Origin of the sequence: Alsobacter ponti (assembly GCF_024294805.1) — a bacterium.
Taxonomy (GTDB): Bacteria; Pseudomonadota; Alphaproteobacteria; order Rhizobiales; family Beijerinckiaceae; genus Alsobacter; species Alsobacter ponti.
Genome location: NZ_JANCLU010000023.1, coordinates 18,936 through 32,791, shown reverse-complemented (window position 1 = coordinate 32,791; position 13,856 = coordinate 18,936). Strand labels below are relative to the sequence as shown.

Annotated in this window: 16 protein-coding genes and 1 tRNA gene; 8 read left to right on the top strand and 9 right to left on the bottom strand. The window is 69.5% G+C overall.

Features of this window, described 5'->3' with window-relative positions; genetic code table 11:
• Positions 1–49: 49 nt before the first annotated feature.
• The 3 genes from NK718_RS18805 to msrP all read right to left on the bottom strand — a co-directional run bounded on the left by NK718_RS18805 (position 50) and on the right by msrP (position 1,957).
• Complete coding sequence (locus tag NK718_RS18805; RefSeq protein WP_254745463.1) at positions 50–217, bottom strand: hypothetical protein; 168 nt, start codon at positions 215–217, stop codon at positions 50–52.
• A gap of 97 nt (positions 218–314) precedes the next feature.
• On the bottom strand, positions 315–1,004 hold the full coding sequence (gene msrQ, locus NK718_RS18800; RefSeq protein WP_254745461.1) for a protein-methionine-sulfoxide reductase heme-binding subunit MsrQ: 690 nt from the start codon (positions 1,002–1,004) through the stop codon (positions 315–317).
• 2 nt (positions 1,005–1,006) lie between these two features.
• Positions 1,007–1,957: a protein-methionine-sulfoxide reductase catalytic subunit MsrP gene (gene msrP, locus NK718_RS18795; RefSeq protein WP_254745459.1), complete on the bottom strand. Its 951-nt coding sequence runs from the start codon at positions 1,955–1,957 to the stop codon at positions 1,007–1,009.
• A gap of 224 nt (positions 1,958–2,181) precedes the next feature.
• Between msrP and NK718_RS18790 the strand changes: the two genes are divergently transcribed.
• The 4 genes from NK718_RS18790 to NK718_RS18775 all read left to right on the top strand — a co-directional run bounded on the left by NK718_RS18790 (position 2,182) and on the right by NK718_RS18775 (position 3,843).
• Positions 2,182–2,532, top strand: a complete 351-nt coding sequence (locus tag NK718_RS18790) for a hypothetical protein (RefSeq protein WP_254745457.1) — start codon at positions 2,182–2,184, stop codon at positions 2,530–2,532.
• Positions 2,533–2,692: 160 nt separating this feature from the next.
• The gene (locus NK718_RS18785) at positions 2,693–3,289 is read left to right on the top strand and encodes a hypothetical protein (RefSeq protein WP_254745455.1); all 597 of its coding nucleotides are present in this window, start codon (positions 2,693–2,695) and stop codon (positions 3,287–3,289) included.
• A 65-nt stretch (positions 3,290–3,354) separates the two neighbouring features.
• The gene (locus tag NK718_RS18780; RefSeq protein ID WP_254745453.1) at positions 3,355–3,564 is read left to right on the top strand and encodes a hypothetical protein; all 210 of its coding nucleotides are present in this window, start codon (positions 3,355–3,357) and stop codon (positions 3,562–3,564) included.
• Between the two features lie 27 nt (positions 3,565–3,591).
• Positions 3,592–3,843 (top strand): DUF6894 family protein, encoded by a 252-nt coding sequence (locus NK718_RS18775; protein WP_254745451.1) that lies wholly within the window; start codon positions 3,592–3,594, stop codon positions 3,841–3,843.
• Between the two features lie 72 nt (positions 3,844–3,915).
• Here the strand turns inward: NK718_RS18775 and NK718_RS18770 are convergent.
• Positions 3,916–3,991, bottom strand: a tRNA-Ala gene (locus NK718_RS18770).
• Positions 3,992–4,097: 106 nt separating this feature from the next.
• On the bottom strand, positions 4,098–4,484 hold the full coding sequence (locus NK718_RS18765; RefSeq protein WP_254745449.1) for a TIGR02300 family protein: 387 nt from the start codon (positions 4,482–4,484) through the stop codon (positions 4,098–4,100).
• Between the two features lie 202 nt (positions 4,485–4,686).
• Between NK718_RS18765 and aroA the strand changes: the two genes are divergently transcribed.
• The 3 genes from aroA to rpsA all read left to right on the top strand — a co-directional run bounded on the left by aroA (position 4,687) and on the right by rpsA (position 8,582).
• Positions 4,687–6,033 (top strand): 3-phosphoshikimate 1-carboxyvinyltransferase, encoded by a 1,347-nt coding sequence (gene aroA / locus NK718_RS18760; protein WP_254745447.1) that lies wholly within the window; start codon positions 4,687–4,689, stop codon positions 6,031–6,033.
• A 1-nt stretch (position 6,034) separates the two neighbouring features.
• On the top strand, positions 6,035–6,667 hold the full coding sequence (cmk, locus tag NK718_RS18755; RefSeq protein WP_254745445.1) for a (d)CMP kinase: 633 nt from the start codon (positions 6,035–6,037) through the stop codon (positions 6,665–6,667).
• Positions 6,668–6,872: 205 nt separating this feature from the next.
• Positions 6,873–8,582, top strand: a complete 1,710-nt coding sequence (gene rpsA / locus NK718_RS18750) for a 30S ribosomal protein S1 (protein WP_254745443.1) — start codon at positions 6,873–6,875, stop codon at positions 8,580–8,582.
• Between the two features lie 106 nt (positions 8,583–8,688).
• Here the strand turns inward: rpsA and NK718_RS18745 are convergent, their stop codons facing one another.
• Positions 8,689–8,970, bottom strand: coding sequence for a DUF1127 domain-containing protein (locus NK718_RS18745; RefSeq protein WP_254745442.1), 282 nt, complete (start codon positions 8,968–8,970; stop codon positions 8,689–8,691).
• 135 nt (positions 8,971–9,105) lie between these two features.
• On the opposite strand from NK718_RS18745, the gene NK718_RS18740 reads away from it, so the two are divergent.
• Positions 9,106–10,020 (top strand): LysR substrate-binding domain-containing protein, encoded by a 915-nt coding sequence (locus NK718_RS18740; protein WP_254745441.1) that lies wholly within the window; start codon positions 9,106–9,108, stop codon positions 10,018–10,020.
• A 6-nt stretch (positions 10,021–10,026) separates the two neighbouring features.
• Here NK718_RS18740 and NK718_RS18735 read toward each other — a convergent pair whose 3' ends face one another.
• The 3 genes from NK718_RS18735 to NK718_RS18725 all read right to left on the bottom strand — a co-directional run bounded on the left by NK718_RS18735 (position 10,027) and on the right by NK718_RS18725 (position 13,843).
• Positions 10,027–11,262, bottom strand: a complete 1,236-nt coding sequence (locus tag NK718_RS18735; protein ID WP_254745440.1) for an MFS transporter — start codon at positions 11,260–11,262, stop codon at positions 10,027–10,029.
• A gap of 107 nt (positions 11,263–11,369) precedes the next feature.
• Positions 11,370–12,572, bottom strand: a complete 1,203-nt coding sequence (locus NK718_RS18730) for a mandelate racemase/muconate lactonizing enzyme family protein (protein WP_254745439.1) — start codon at positions 12,570–12,572, stop codon at positions 11,370–11,372.
• Positions 12,573–12,619: 47 nt separating this feature from the next.
• On the bottom strand, positions 12,620–13,843 hold the full coding sequence (locus NK718_RS18725; RefSeq protein ID WP_254745438.1) for a mandelate racemase/muconate lactonizing enzyme family protein: 1,224 nt from the start codon (positions 13,841–13,843) through the stop codon (positions 12,620–12,622).
• Between the last annotated feature and the right edge of the window lie 13 nt (positions 13,844–13,856).

The following is a 13,856-nucleotide window of genomic DNA, read 5'->3' as shown; positions in this document are numbered from 1 at the left end:
GGCTGAAACTCCGCGCGTACTGCGCGACAAACACAACTTTTGGTGACCGTCACATCATCATCGAAACGACGAGGGCCTTGGCGGGATAAGCCCACCTGAGCGCCTGCATCGTCGCCGCCGCGATGGTGATGCCCGTCGCCGTGCCGGCCAGGACCACGCCGGCGACCACCAGGGGGGTCAGAGCCGAGCGCTGGGTGGTGATGAGCTGAGCCTTCATCCGAACCTCCTCACAGGTTCAAATCTCGTTAACCAGTCGTGAAGAGGATTAGAACGTCGCGCGGCCGGCGGCGGTGCGATGGCGCACCGGCCCGCATTCACTCGGCCGGGCCGGGCTCGGCACGGGCCCGGACGCGCGCCGGCCTTCGGCGCTGACGGCCCAAAGTTTCGTTCCACACCCGCCAGCCGAGCAGTACGGCGAGGATGGCGCCGTAGATCATCGGCCAGGTGAGGTCGCGCTTCACCAGCCACCAGTAGTGCAGCACCCCCAGCACCGCGATGGCGTAGACCGCCTTGTGCAGCCGGCTCCAGTTCTGGGCGCCGAGGCGGCGGATCCAGCCCGCCGTCGAGGTCACCGCCAGCGGCGTCATGAGCACCAGCGCCGCGAAGCCGACCGTCACGAACGGCCGCTTGACGATGTCGGCCAGGATGGCCGGAACGTCGAAATAGTGGTCGAAGGCGATGTAGGCGGCCAGGTGCAGGACGCCATAGAAGAAGGCGAACAGCCCGAGCATGCGGCGGAAGCGGATCAGCTTGCCCCAGCCGGTGATGCGGCGCAGCGGGGTGATCGCCAGCGTTCCCAGCAGGAACTGCATCGAGCGATCGCCGGTGACGTGCTCGATGGTTTCGGCCGGGTTCGCGCCCAGCGCCTCCGGGTCGTACAGGACGTCGTGGACCAGCAGCAGCGCCGGCGCGAGGCACAGCAGGAAAACCAGGGGCTTGAGCGCGCGCACCGGGTCGCTCGTCGCCCACGCGAAGCGGCCGTCCGCCGCCCTGGCCGACCGCATCGTCAGAAGAACTTCTTCAGGTCCATGCCGGCATAGAGCGAGGCGACCTGATCGGCGTAGCCGTTGAACGGCAAGGTAGGCGTGCTGGCGAAGAAATCGGGCAGACGCCGCTCCCGCGCCTGGCTCCAGCGCGGGTGGTCCACCGCCGGATTCACGTTGGAATAGAACCCGTATTCGCTCGGCTGCAGCTTCATCCAGGTGGAGCGCGGCTGGTCTTCGACGAAATCGATCCGAACAATCGACTTCGCGCTCTTGAACCCATATTTCCACGGCACGATGACGCGCACCGGCGCGCCGTTCTGGTTGGGCAGCGTCTCGCCGTACAGCCCCACCGCCAGAATGGTGAGAGGGTGCATGGCCTCGTCGATCCGAAGCCCCTCGACATAGGGGAAGTCGATCACCTCCGCCCTGACGCCGGACATCACGGAGGGTTGCACGACGCTGGTGAAGCGCACGTACTTCGCTTTGCTGGTCGGGCCGACCAGCGCGGCCAGCTTGTTGAACTCGACGCCGATCCAGGGCGCTACCATCGACCACGCCTCGACGCAGCGGAAGCGGTAGACGCGCTCCTCCAGCGGCAGGCGCATCACCTCCTCGATGCCGATGGTGCGCGGCTTCTCGACCGCTCCGCCGATCTCGATGGTCCAGGGCCGCACGCTCATCTTCGAAGCCGACGCGGCCGGGTCCGACTTGCCCATGCCGAATTCGTAGAAGTTGTTGTACCCGGTGATGATTTTCTTCGCGGTCGGAGCGTCTGTCGTGCTGAACGCCGCGTTGCGCGCCGCCGGCAGCTTCATCGCCATCTCTTCGGCGAGGGCGGGCGCCGCGGTTCCGAGCCCCGCGGCGGCGGCGGTCGCGCCGGCCAGGAAGCGGCGTCGATCCAAGAACACCTCGCGGGGCGTGATCTCGGACGGGGGAATGGGCTTCAGGCCCGTCAGTGCGCGCATCGACATCCTGAGTTCCTCAATCGTCCGGCGGAGCCGGCGCCCCCTCCCACAACTGGACAGGTCGGGGGCGAGGTCAAGCGGAGTGAGCCGGAACCCATCCGCAGGCGCAATTCACAATCGCGCGTCCCCCACGCGGCTCTCCGAAGGCGCGGCGGACCGCCCGTTGCGCGCGTCGCCGGTCGGGCTAGAGTGCGCCGCGAAGCGCCGGGGCGGCGCGGCGCGGACCGGGCATGAGCGAAGGCGACATTCACGATCGGGTGGTGATGCTCGAGGAGCGGCTGGAGGCGCTGGCGCGCGCCGCCGCCGCCTGCCGCAAGATGATGACGGGCGCGCGGCTCGCCATCGCGGTCAGCGGGCTGTGGCTGGTCGCCATGGCCGTGGGGTTGCTCCGCGACGACCCGGTCTGGCTGGTCGCCGCCATCGCCGGCCTGCTGGGCGGGGTCGTCTTCCTCGGCTCCAACCGAAGCACGCTGGCGCAGGTCGAGGCCGAGATCGCCGAGGTGGAGGAGGAACGCGCCGGGCTCATCGAGGGCGCGCGCCTGCGGCTCGTCGTCTCCAACGACCGCCCGACGCTGCACTGACGCGGCGCGGCAACGCACGCGGGACAAGCGAAAGCGTCGCCGTTATTTCCGTTGACGCGGCCCCCCGTTGGTTTCGAATGTCACAAGCGATTCGCGGGATCAATCGCCGCCGGCTGGCGTTGATCGGACGGGGCAGACCGGGCTCGACCATCGAGGAACCATGCGGACTCAGAACAGGCCGTTCGTCGTCGAAATCAAGAAAACAAAGCGCGCCGAGAAGTCCGGAGCCGAACCGGCTTCGCCGGTCGCTGCCGCGTCGATGTGGCCGACGGGACCGGACGCCCTCGCCCCCGCGCTGACGGCGAGCGCCGCGCGCAAGGCGGCCGACGCTCTCTTCACCATCAAGCCCGAGACCAGGCCCGAGGCGACGCCGCTTCCCGAACCCGAGACCGGGGCTGGCGCCGAGGCGAACGGCGGCCGGTCCGCCGCGCCGGCGCGCGGCCGCGTGCTGTGGGCCCAGCCCGAGCGGGCTGCCGAGGCGACCACGCTGGAGACGCCGCTGCCCGAGGCCGCAGCCGTTCCGCCCGTGCGCCCCGCACGCGTCCGCCGCGCCCCCGTGGCCCGGCCGATCGCGATCGAGCCGGCGAACGACGAGCCGGCGGCGGAACTCGCGCCCCCTGACCTTGCAGACGTGATCGCCGCGCGCGCCACGAGCCCCGAGGCCGTCGGCGGGGGCGGCCTCCGCAGCCGCCGGCGCTCGGCCGAGTTCGCCCCCGGAGAACGCTGGAAGCGCCGTCTGCCGAAGTTCTGCCGCTAGCGTTCGGCCCGCCAGGGCGACGAATCCGCCGCTGTCGCGTTGGGGTACAAACCCGGACACGCGCCATGCGACGATTCTTGAGGCATCCCCTTCATCGAACGGCCATCGTGGCGCTGATCGGCGCCGCGCTTCTCGGCTATTACGTGCCGCAATTCGCCACACGCCGCGACCCGACCAGCGCCGCCATCGTGGCGTTCGCCGTGCTGGCCATCGTGGCCTATAGTTGGGCGGTGTTCCGCCGCCGGCGTCTCGGCGCGGGCGGGCAGAAAGACTGAAACGCGCAGGCCCGTCGCGAGGGGAGCATGCCCCGCTACTTCTTCAACCTGTCGATCGACGGACGTCTCCTCCCCGACACCGAAGGCCAGGAGCTTCCGGACGCCGACCGCGCGTGGGAGGCGGCGCGCAAGGCGGCGCGAAGCCTGATGCGCAGCAAGGTCGGCCAGAGCGTTAACTGGCTCACGAGCAGCTTCGAGGTGCGCGACGAGGACGGCGAGATCGTACTCGAATTCCCGTTCCTCGAGGCCATCGACATCGAGGGCGGCAAGCCGAACTGAATGGGGAGACGCAACGAAAAACGCCGCCCTGAAGGAGCGGCGTCAGCGTTCGGGATTGGCCGGAGGCGGAGTTGGTGGAGCCAGACGGAATCGAACCGACGACCTCTTCAATGCCATTGAAGCGCTCTCCCAACTGAGCTATGGCCCCACGCTTTCCGCGGCCGGTTTGGGTTCCGGCCCGCCGTCGAACTCGTCTCCGAGTGCGCCGGCCGCGGTTCTATAGCCGCCGCCCGCGACGGCGGCAACCCCCAAAATCAGACTTCTTCGTCGTCCTCGATGTCGCCGTCGATCAGGTCGGCCACATCGTCGTCGCCCTCTTCCTCCTCTTCGAGGAAGGTGTCGTCGTCAGTGGCGATGTCGTCCTCGATCTCGACGCCGTCGTCGATCGGGATGTCCTTCTCGTTCTCCTCGGCCTCGACCTCGTCGAGTGAGACCATCTCGGGCGCGCCCGCGCTCTCCAGTTCGGTCTCCTCGTCGTCGACCGGGCGGGCCGCCACCGCCTCCGGCCGGCCGCGCAGAGCAGCGGCGGCGACGAAGGCCGCGCCGCACTTCGGGCAGATGATCGGATCCTTGTTGAGGTCGTAGAATTTGGCGCCGCAGCTCTGGCAGTGCCGCTTGGTTCCGAGTTCCGGCTTCACCACGGTCCCAGCCTCTCGCTCTTCTCGAAAACGGTGAGCGATCCGGTTAGTCGGGAGGCGCGCCAGTGTCAAATGCCAAGTTGCGCGCCTTTCGCCGTGGGCTCGAGGATGGCCGCGAGCACTAATGACGGGGCCGCTCCCCTGTGCTAGGTGCGGCCCGCCGGGCGCGCGAGTCCGGCGCGTCCGATCCCCGGGGGGAAATACCGTGTCCAACGCTCACGCCGGCGCCGCCCAGCCGCTCTCGGCCCTCCGCTCCGGCCCGCTCCGGGGCCGCGCCCGCGTGCCGGGCGACAAGTCGATTTCCCACCGCGCGATGATCTTCGGCCTGCTGTCCGTCGGGCGCACCACGATCGAGGGTCTTCTGGAGGGCGACGACGTGCTGCGCACCGCCGCCGCCTGCCGCGCGCTGGGCGCGACGATCGAACGGACCGGCGAGGGCGCGTGGACCGTTCACGGCGTCGGAATCGGCGGCCTGCGGGAGCCCGACGGCGTGCTCGACTTCGGCAACGCCGGCACCGGTTCGCGCCTGATGATGGGCGTGGTCGGCGGCCACCCGGTCACCGCGACGTTCGACGGCGACGCCTCGCTGCGCAAGCGGCCGATGCGGCGCATCCTCGATCCGCTCGAGATGATGGGCGCGGAGGTGATCGCGCAGGCCGAGGGCGGGCGCTGCCCGATCACCTTGCGCGGCGCGGCCGACCCGCTGCCGATCACCTACCGCACGCCGGTCGCCTCGGCGCAGATCAAGTCCGCCGTGCTGCTCGCCGGGCTCAACGCGCCGGGCCGCACGACGGTGATCGAGACCGAGGCGTCGCGCGACCATACCGAGAAGATGCTGGCTTATTTCGGCGCGACGGTGCGCGTGTCGCCGGAGGGCGAGGGCGGCCGCCGGATCGAGCTCGAAGGCCGGCCCGAACTGCGCCCGGCCCCCGTCGTCGTGCCGGCCGACCCGTCGTCGGCGGCGTTCCCGATGGTCGCGGCGCTGATCGTCGAGGGCTCGGACATCGTGCTCGAAGGCGTCATGCTGAACCCGCTGCGCACCGGCCTGCTGACCACGCTGCGCGAAATGGGAGCCTCCATTGAGGTGCTCGAGCGGCGCGTCGAAGGCGGCGAGGAGGTGGCGGACCTGCGCCTGCGCGCCTCGGCCCTGAAAGGGGTCGACGTTCCGGCCGGCCGCGCGCCGTCGATGATCGACGAATATCCGATCCTCGCGGTGGCGGCGTCGTTCGCCGAGGGCGAGACGCGGATGCGCGGCCTGCACGAGCTGCGCGTCAAGGAAAGCGACCGCCTGCAGGCGGTGGCCGACGGCCTGGCCGCCGCCGGCGTCGACCACGCCATCGAGGGGGACGACCTCGTGGTGCGCGGCAAGGGCGGGCACGTCCCGGGCGGCGGCCTCGTGGCCACCCACCTCGACCACCGCATCGCCATGAGCTTCCTGGTGATGGGGCTCGCCACGCGCGCGCCCATGCAGGTCGACGACGCGCGAATGATCGAGACGAGCTTCCCGATCTTCGTGGAGCTGATGCGGGGCCTGGGGGCGGAGTTCGCCTGACATGATCATCGCTATCGACGGTCCGGCGGCCTCGGGCAAGGGAACGCTCGCCAAGCGCCTGGCGGCGCATTACGGCCTGCCCCATCTCGATACCGGCCTGCTGTACCGCGCGGTGGCGCGCGTGCTGATGGACTTCGACCACAAGCTGGACGACGACGCCGCGGCGGTGCGCGCCGCCCAGGCGCTCGAACCGTCCCGGCTGGACGACCCGCGCCTGCGCGGACGGGAAATGGGAGAGGCCGCCTCGGTGGTGGCGGCGATCCCGGCCGTGCGCGCCGCGCTGACGGAGTGGCAGCGTGGCTTCGCCCGGCGGGCGCCGGGCGCGGTGCTCGACGGCCGCGACATCGGCACGGTGATCTGCCCGGACGCGCAGGTGAAGATCTTCGTCACGGCCACGGCGGAAGAGCGGGCGCGCCGCCGCTTCCGCGAACTCGCCGGGCGCGGCGAGACGGTGACCTACGAAACAGTGCTGGACGACATTCGCCGCCGCGACGCCCGCGATTCCGGTCGAAGCGCGGCGCCTCTGGCCGCCGCGGCCGACGCGCGCTTGCTCGACACCACCTCTTTGGATATAGAGCAGGCGGTCAGGGCCGCGATCGGCTTTGTCGAAGCCGTGCGGCGGGAAGAGGGCTGAGGCCGCCTTCCCCAGGGTCGAAAGACCCGCCGGTCTTGCGCGACCCTGGCACGCATTGAACCACGCTCCAGATCGTCGGTTCGCGCCGGCCCGCTCCCATGAGCGGTGGTCCCCGAATCCATTTCACGGGGACGTCGGCGAGACGGAGCGTATCGCAACACCAGCCGCCGGCGCCGGGTCCAGAGCGACCCACCCAGGAGATTCAATGTCCGCTGCAATCCAGAATCCGTCCCGCGAGGACTTCGCGGCGCTGCTCGACGAGTCGTTCGGCAAGTCCGACGCGCTCGAGGGCTCCGTCATCAAGGGCCGCGTCGTCGCCATCGAGAAGGACATGGCCGTTATCGACGTCGGCCTGAAGACCGAGGGCCGCGTCGCCCTGCGCGAGTTCTCCGGCCCCGGCCGCGAGGGCGCCATCGAGGTCGGCGACGAGGTCGAGGTCTATCTCGACCGCATCGAGAACGCCCTCGGCGAAGCCGTCATCTCGCGCGACAAGGCCCGCCGCGAGGAGAGCTGGGTCAAGCTCGAAGCCGCCTATGAGCGCAACGAGAAGGTCAACGGCGTCATCTTCAACCAGGTCAAGGGCGGCTACACGGTCGACCTCGACGGCGCCGTGGCGTTCCTGCCGCGCTCGCAGGTCGACATCCGTCCGATCCGCGACGTCACCCCGCTGATGGGCGTGCCGCAGCCGTTCCAGATCCTGAAGATGGACCGTCGCCGCGGCAACATCGTCGTGTCGCGCCGCACCGTGCTCGAGGAGACTCGCGCTGAGGCCCGCTCCGAGCTGGTCGCCAACCTCGAGGAAGGCCAGGTCGTCGACGGCGTCGTCAAGAACATCACCGAGTACGGCGCGTTCGTCGACCTCGGCGGGATCGACGGTCTGCTGCACGTCACCGACATGGCGTGGCGCCGCGTCAACCATCCGTCCGAGGTGGTCACCATCGGCCAGCAGCTCAAGGTCAAGATCATCAAGATCAACCACGAGACGCACCGCATCTCGCTCGGCATCAAGCAGCTCCTCGCCGATCCGTGGGAGGGCATCGAGGCCAAGTACCCGGTCAACGCGCGCTTCTCGGGCCGCGTGACCAACATCACCGACTACGGCGCGTTCGTGGAGCTGGAGCCCGGCATCGAGGGCCTCATCCACGTCTCCGAGATGTCGTGGACCAAGAAGAACGTCCACCCCGGCAAGATCGTCTCCACCTCGCAGGAAGTGGAAGTGCAGATCCTCGAGGTGGATCCGGTCAAACGCCGCATCTCGCTCGGCCTCAAGCAGACGCTGCAGAACCCGTGGGAGGCCTTCGCCGAGAAGTTCCCGTCCGGCTCCGTGGTGGAAGGCGAGGTCAAGAACAAGACCGAGTTCGGCCTCTTCATCGGCCTGGAAGGCGACGTGGACGGCATGGTCCACCTCTCCGACCTCGACTGGAACCGTCCGGGCGAGCAGGTCATCGAGGAGTTCAAGAAGGGCGACGTCGTCAAGGCCCAGGTGCTTGACGTCGACGTCGAGAAGGAGCGCATCTCGCTCGGCATCAAGCAGCTCGGCGGCGATCCCTTCGCCGATGCGGCCGCCGCCGGCGACGTCAAGAAGGGCGCCGTGGTCACCTGCGAGATCATCGAGGTGAAGGAGTCGGGGCTCGAGGTGAAGATCGTGGGCACCGACCTGACGACCTTCATCAAGCGTTCCGAGCTGGCCCGCGACCGTGGCGACCAGCGCCCCGAGCGTTTCGCCGCCGGCGAGAAGCTCGACGCCCGCGTCACCATGTTCGACCGCAAGAGCCGCAAGGTTCAGGTGTCGATCAAGGCGCTCGAGATGGCCGAGGAGAAGGAAGCCATCGCCCAGTACGGCTCGGCGGACGCCGGCGCTTCGCTCGGCGACATCCTCGGCGCCGCGCTCAAGAAGGCCAAGAAGGGCGAGTGATCCTCGCCGGCGGCGCCGCTTCGGCGGGGCCGCCCTTTAAAATCAGAAGCCCGCGCGGTGGTCGCCGCGCGGGCTTTTCTTTTGGCCGCATCGTTTCGGCGCGCCGTCAGCGCCCGACATGGCGGCGCGCCGCGACGAGCCGAGCCAGCTCCTGCGTCGGGTCGACATCGCGCGGCAGCGCGGTGGCGCTGATCAGGTCGGTGCGCGACAGGCCGATGTCGTGCAACTCGTGGTCGTTGAGCGCGGCGAGCGCCGCGAACTGGCGGCGGGCCGCGTAGAACCGCACCGGCCACAGCGCGACGCGCAGCGCGGCCGCGCCGATCCGAGACCAGGGAATGACGGGCTGCGAGACCGAAGCCCTGCGGGGGGAAAGCACGAGGGAAGGCATTGTCCGTCTCCAGTAAAGGCCGGAATCGGGTGGCCACACCCGTAAGCCCGGCTGACACTGCGGATCATGCCACCGGGACATTGATCGGTCTAACGAATGGTTGTAATGTTATCTATCGCGATTTGAGATACGACCATGCTCGACACCGACCAGCTCCGCAGCTTCGTCTCCATCGTCGACACGGGCAGCTTCACCCGCGCCGCCGAGCGCGTGAACAAGACGCAATCCGCCGTCTCGATGCATATTCGCCGGCTGGAAGAGCAGCTCGGTCGCGCGCTCTTCCTCAAGCAGGGCCGCGGGGTCAAGCTGTCCGAGGACGGCGAGAAGCTGATCGACTACGCGCGCCAGATGCTGCAGATCGAGGCGGCCGCCTTCGCCACCGTGTCCAACAAGGCTCTGGGCGGACGCATCAGGCTCGGTATCCCCGACGACTACGCCGAAACGTTCCTGCCCGACATCCTCACCCGGTTCAGCTATCGGCACCCCCTCGTCGAGGTCTCGGTGGTGTGCGAGAACTCCGTGCCGCTCGCCGAGCGCGTCGCCTCGCGCGAGCTCGACATGGCGGTCGTCACCTCCTGCGCGGTGCTGAGCGACATCGAGGTGCTGCGCGAGGAGGCGCTGCACTGGGTGGCCGGCGGCAGCTCCCGTGTGTACGAGCAGCGTCCGCTTCCGCTCGCGCTCTCGGGCCCAACCTGCGCCTGGCGCGCCCGCGCCGTGGCGGCGCTCAACGAGCGGGGCATTGCGTGGCGGCAGATGCTCGCCTCGGCCAGCCAGGCCGCCATCGCGCCGGTGGTGCTCGCCGGACTCGCCGTGACGGTGATGCCGCGCAGCGCCATGCGGCCAGGAATGCGCGTCATCGACGAGGACGCCGACCTGCCGGAGCTCGGCCCCAACCGCATCGGCGTCATCGAGGCGCGCGGCCAGCACACGCCCGAGGCGGACGTGCTGGCCGAGGAGATCCGCGCCGCGCTGCGCGGCGGATCGCGCGTACCGGCGGCCGAGCCCCAGGAGGCCGCGACTGGGCGTGCGCGGGGGCGCGCCGTCGCCTGATCGCGCTCAGATCAGCCTGTCGCGGTTGCGCAGGTCCGGGAAGAGCTTCATCCACGTGGCGGCGACGAGCAGAGTGCCGACGCCGCCGATCACCACCGCCGCGACCGGGCCCACCAGCGCGGCGAGCACGCCCGACTCGAACTCTCCCAGCTCGTTCGACGCGCCGATGAAGACGCTGTTGACCGCCGAGACGCGGCCGCGCATGGCGTCCGGCGTGTCGCCCTGCACCAGGGTGTGGCGCACATAGACGCTGACCATGTCCGCCGACCCCAGCGCGACCAGCGCCAGGGCCGACAGCAGGAGGCTCGACGACAGCCCGAAGACGATGGTCGCGACGCCGAACACGCCGACGGCCTGGAACAGGCGCCGGCCGGCGCGCGCCTGGATCGGCCGGTGCGTCAGCAACAGCGACATCAGCACCGCGCCAAGCGCAGGCATGCTGCGCAGCAGGCCCAGGCCCCACGGACCGGTGTGGAGGATGTCGCGGGCGAAGATCGGCAGCAGCGCCGTCGCCCCGCCGAGCAGAACCGCGAACAGGTCGAGCGAGATCGCGCCCAGCACCACGGGACGCGACTTGATGAAGCGCAGGCCCGCGAGGAGGATATCGAGCGTTACCTTCTCACGCGGCGTCTTCGCCTGCCGCGCGCGGATCATCGTGACCAGCAGAGCAGCGACCACGAAGCAGGCGAAGGCCGCCGCGAAAACGGCGGAAGGGCCGACCGCGTAGAGCAGGCCGCCGACGGCCGGGCCCATGATGATCGACGACTGCATGATCGAGGCGTTGAGGCTCACCGCCGCGCCGAAGCCGTCTCTCGGAACAAGATTGGGCAGCAGGGCCTGACTCGCGGGGTTGCCGAATGCGCGGCTGGCGCCCACCAGCGTCACGAAGGCGTAGACGAGCCAGATGGGGCTGTCGGGTGTCCATACGCACCACAGCAGCCCGGCGGCGGCGAGCGCCGTCGCCGCGTGGCAGACCGCGACGATCCGCCTTCGGTCGAACTGGTCGGCGACGTGGCCGGTCACCAGCGCCAGCCCCAGCGCGGGGGCGAAGGCCGCGAGGCCGGTCAGGCCCAGGGCGAGCGCGCTGTTCGTGCGGTCGTACACGAACCACCCGATGCCGACATTCTGCATTTGCAGCGCCAGGCCGGCGAGCAGGCGGGACCCGATGAAGAACCGGTAGTCGGGAATGCGCAGGACCGCCCAGCCGGTGAGGATCGGGGCGGGAGTGGCTGGGGCGGTCATCGGAGCGCGGGCGGCTTTCGGCGAGGGCGGAGGCGAAACCAACTCCTACACGCCGGGGCGGCGCCGGAACAGGGGGGCGGGACGCATCGCCGCGCCCCCCCGGTGGCTCAAACGTAGGCGGTGGACCCGTCCGGCTTGACCTGGACCTTGCGCTCCCAGTGGACGTAGTCCTCGGTCCCGAGCAAGTCCTCGTCCATCTCGACGCCCCAGCCCGGCCGGTCCGGCCGCAGCTCGAGATAGCCGTCCTTGGGGAGGTAGGGATCCTTCACGTACCAGGCGCCCTGCAGCTTCTGGTCGGCGGTCGGCGCCTCGCCCGACCCCGTCCCGAAAACGTAACCCGGCCCATGCGGCAGGCGGTATTCGAGGATGCGGAAATTCGGCTGCGCGGCGCAGAAGTGCAGGTTCACCGCGGTGGCCAGCGGGCCCATCGGGTTGTGCGGGGCGACGCTGACGAAGTGCGCTTCGGCGAGGGCGGCGATCTTGCGCATTTCCAGGAGGCCGCCGACGACGCAGATGTCGGGCTGGATGATGTCCGCGCCGCGGACCTGCAGCAGGCGCAGGAACTCGAAGCGGCTGTAGAGCGACTCGCCGGTGGCCAGCGTGCAGCTGAGCCCTCGCTTCAACTCGCCCCAGGCCTCGAAGTTCTCCGGCCGGATGGGCTCCTCGAAGAACAGCGGATCGTAGGGCGCCAGCGCGTTGCCGAGCTGCATGGCCTGCGCCGGCTCGAAGATCTTGGCGTGGGCGTCGAAGGCGATCTCGTAGTCGGAGCGCACGGTCTCGCGCAGCTGGCGGAAGTATTCGGCGCTGGTGCGCACCACCTCGCCCCACCGGTTGCGGTGCATGTTGATGCGGTAGGGCGACAGCTTGAAGGCGGTGAGGCCCCACTGCTCGTTCAGCCGGTCCAGCTCCTCGCGGGCAGCGCCGGGGTCGGGGGCGGTGTAGACGCCGGCGTAGACGCGAACGCGGTCGCGGGCATGGCCGCCGAGCAGCTGGTACACCGGCACGCCGAGCGCCTTGGCCGAGATGTCCCACATGCAGTGGTCGAGCGCCGAGATGGCGGCGAGCCCCAGCGCGCCCGGAGGAAAGCGGGTCTGCTGCATCAAATAGTGGATCAGGAACTCGATCCGGCGCGGATCCTTGCCGACCAGGAAGGTCATCAGGTAGTCGAGCAGCGGGAACAGCGCCTTGTCAGGCCCGTGGTTGTAGCACTCGCCCCAGCCGGTGACGCCCTGGTCGGTGTCCATCGCGATCACGACGCGCGGACGGTCCTTGTCGCGCGACATGAAGGCGCGCAGTCTCTCGATCTTCATCGCTCAGCCTTGTTGTTCCGCGGGAGACGACGCGCCGCCGCGCCGTCTCACGTGTCCTTGAAGTAGCGGGCGCGGCGCGTCCGCGTCTGCACGTAGACGTGCTCGCGGAACGTGCCCTCGGCATAGGAGCCGGACGCCTCGCTGATCGGGATCGACACGTTGCCCTCGCTCGGGAACTGGGCGACGAACGCCTCGTCGATGTCGACGCCGAGGCCCGGCGCGTCCGGCACCAGCAGATGCCCGTCCTGCGAGCGCGGGTGCGGGATCACGGTTTTTTCGCGGCCTTCCCAGTCGTCCTCGATGCGCTCCAGGATCAGGCCGTTCGGAATGGCGGAGAGCACGTGCAGCGCGGCGTATTCGGCCACTGGACCGAGCGAGCCCGAGTGCGGGGCGAAACCGATATGGTGCGCCTCCGCCATCGCGGCGATCTTCTTCATCTGGGTGATGCCGCCGGCGCGTCCGGTGTCGGGCTGGATGACGTCGACCAGCTCGCGCTCGATCAGCTCGCGCTCGCCGAAGATGGTGGCCTGGCGCTCGCCGGCCGCCAGCGTCACGCTGGAATGCTCGCGGATGCGGCGGAAGCCCTCCAGGTTCTCCGGCGCGACGGGGTCCTCGACCCACATCATGTTGAACGGCTCCAGCGCGCGGCAGACCTGTGCGGCGTCGGCGGGCGTCAGCCACGGCGGGCCGTGCAGGTCGATGGCGATGTCCACCTCGTCGCCCACCGCCTCGCGCAGCATGGCGACCTTCTTCACTGGGTTGGACACCCCGCCGCACTTGATGGCAGTGACGCCGCGTTCCTTGAGGCTGAGCGCCGCTTCGGCGGTGTTGGCGTGTCCGTAGATGCGGATGCGGTCGCGGATCTTGCCGCCCAGCAGGTTCCAGACGGGCACGCCGAGCGCCTTGCCCTTGATGTCCCACAGGGCCATGTCGATGCCCGTCATGGCGCCGGCGCCGACCGTGCCGGTCATGCCGTGGCCCATGATGGCGATCGCCATTTTCTGCCAGATGCGCTCGATATGGGTCGGGTCCTCGCCGATCAGCAAGCGGCTGAGATCCTGCACCGCCGTCTGGATGACGCGGGGCCAGCCGGAGCATTCGCCGATGCCGGTGACGCCCTCGTCCGTGTAGACCTTCACGAACAGCCAGTTGCGCGTGCCGGTGAGATTCTTGGAGAAGGATTCATGGCCGAACGAGCCGTCCGCCGCCCACCTTTTCAGGTTGGGCGCGCCGGCGTGCATCAGGAACGTCTTGACCTCGGTGATCTTCATGGAAACGGCCTTT

Coding starts and splice junctions, on each gene's coding strand:
- NK718_RS18725 (WP_254745438.1), bottom strand. CDS start 13,843: ATGAAGATCACCGAGGTCAAGACGTTCCTGATGCACGCCGGCGCGCCC.
- msrP (WP_254745459.1), bottom strand. CDS start 1,957: ATGTCGATGCGCGCACTGACGGGCCTGAAGCCCATTCCCCCGTCCGAG.
- NK718_RS18785 (WP_254745455.1), top strand. CDS start 2,693: ATGCGGACTCAGAACAGGCCGTTCGTCGTCGAAATCAAGAAAACAAAG.
- NK718_RS18740 (WP_254745441.1), top strand. CDS start 9,106: ATGCTCGACACCGACCAGCTCCGCAGCTTCGTCTCCATCGTCGACACG.
- rpsA (WP_254745443.1), top strand. CDS start 6,873: ATGTCCGCTGCAATCCAGAATCCGTCCCGCGAGGACTTCGCGGCGCTG.
- NK718_RS18735 (WP_254745440.1), bottom strand. CDS start 11,262: ATGACCGCCCCAGCCACTCCCGCCCCGATCCTCACCGGCTGGGCGGTC.
- msrQ (WP_254745461.1), bottom strand. CDS start 1,004: ATGCGGTCGGCCAGGGCGGCGGACGGCCGCTTCGCGTGGGCGACGAGC.
- NK718_RS18790 (WP_254745457.1), top strand. CDS start 2,182: ATGAGCGAAGGCGACATTCACGATCGGGTGGTGATGCTCGAGGAGCGG.
- cmk (WP_254745445.1), top strand. CDS start 6,035: ATGATCATCGCTATCGACGGTCCGGCGGCCTCGGGCAAGGGAACGCTC.
- NK718_RS18745 (WP_254745442.1), bottom strand. CDS start 8,970: ATGCCTTCCCTCGTGCTTTCCCCCCGCAGGGCTTCGGTCTCGCAGCCC.
- NK718_RS18775 (WP_254745451.1), top strand. CDS start 3,592: ATGCCCCGCTACTTCTTCAACCTGTCGATCGACGGACGTCTCCTCCCC.
- NK718_RS18730 (WP_254745439.1), bottom strand. CDS start 12,572: ATGAAGATCGAGAGACTGCGCGCCTTCATGTCGCGCGACAAGGACCGT.
- NK718_RS18805 (WP_254745463.1), bottom strand. CDS start 217: ATGAAGGCTCAGCTCATCACCACCCAGCGCTCGGCTCTGACCCCCCTG.
- NK718_RS18780 (WP_254745453.1), top strand. CDS start 3,355: ATGCGACGATTCTTGAGGCATCCCCTTCATCGAACGGCCATCGTGGCG.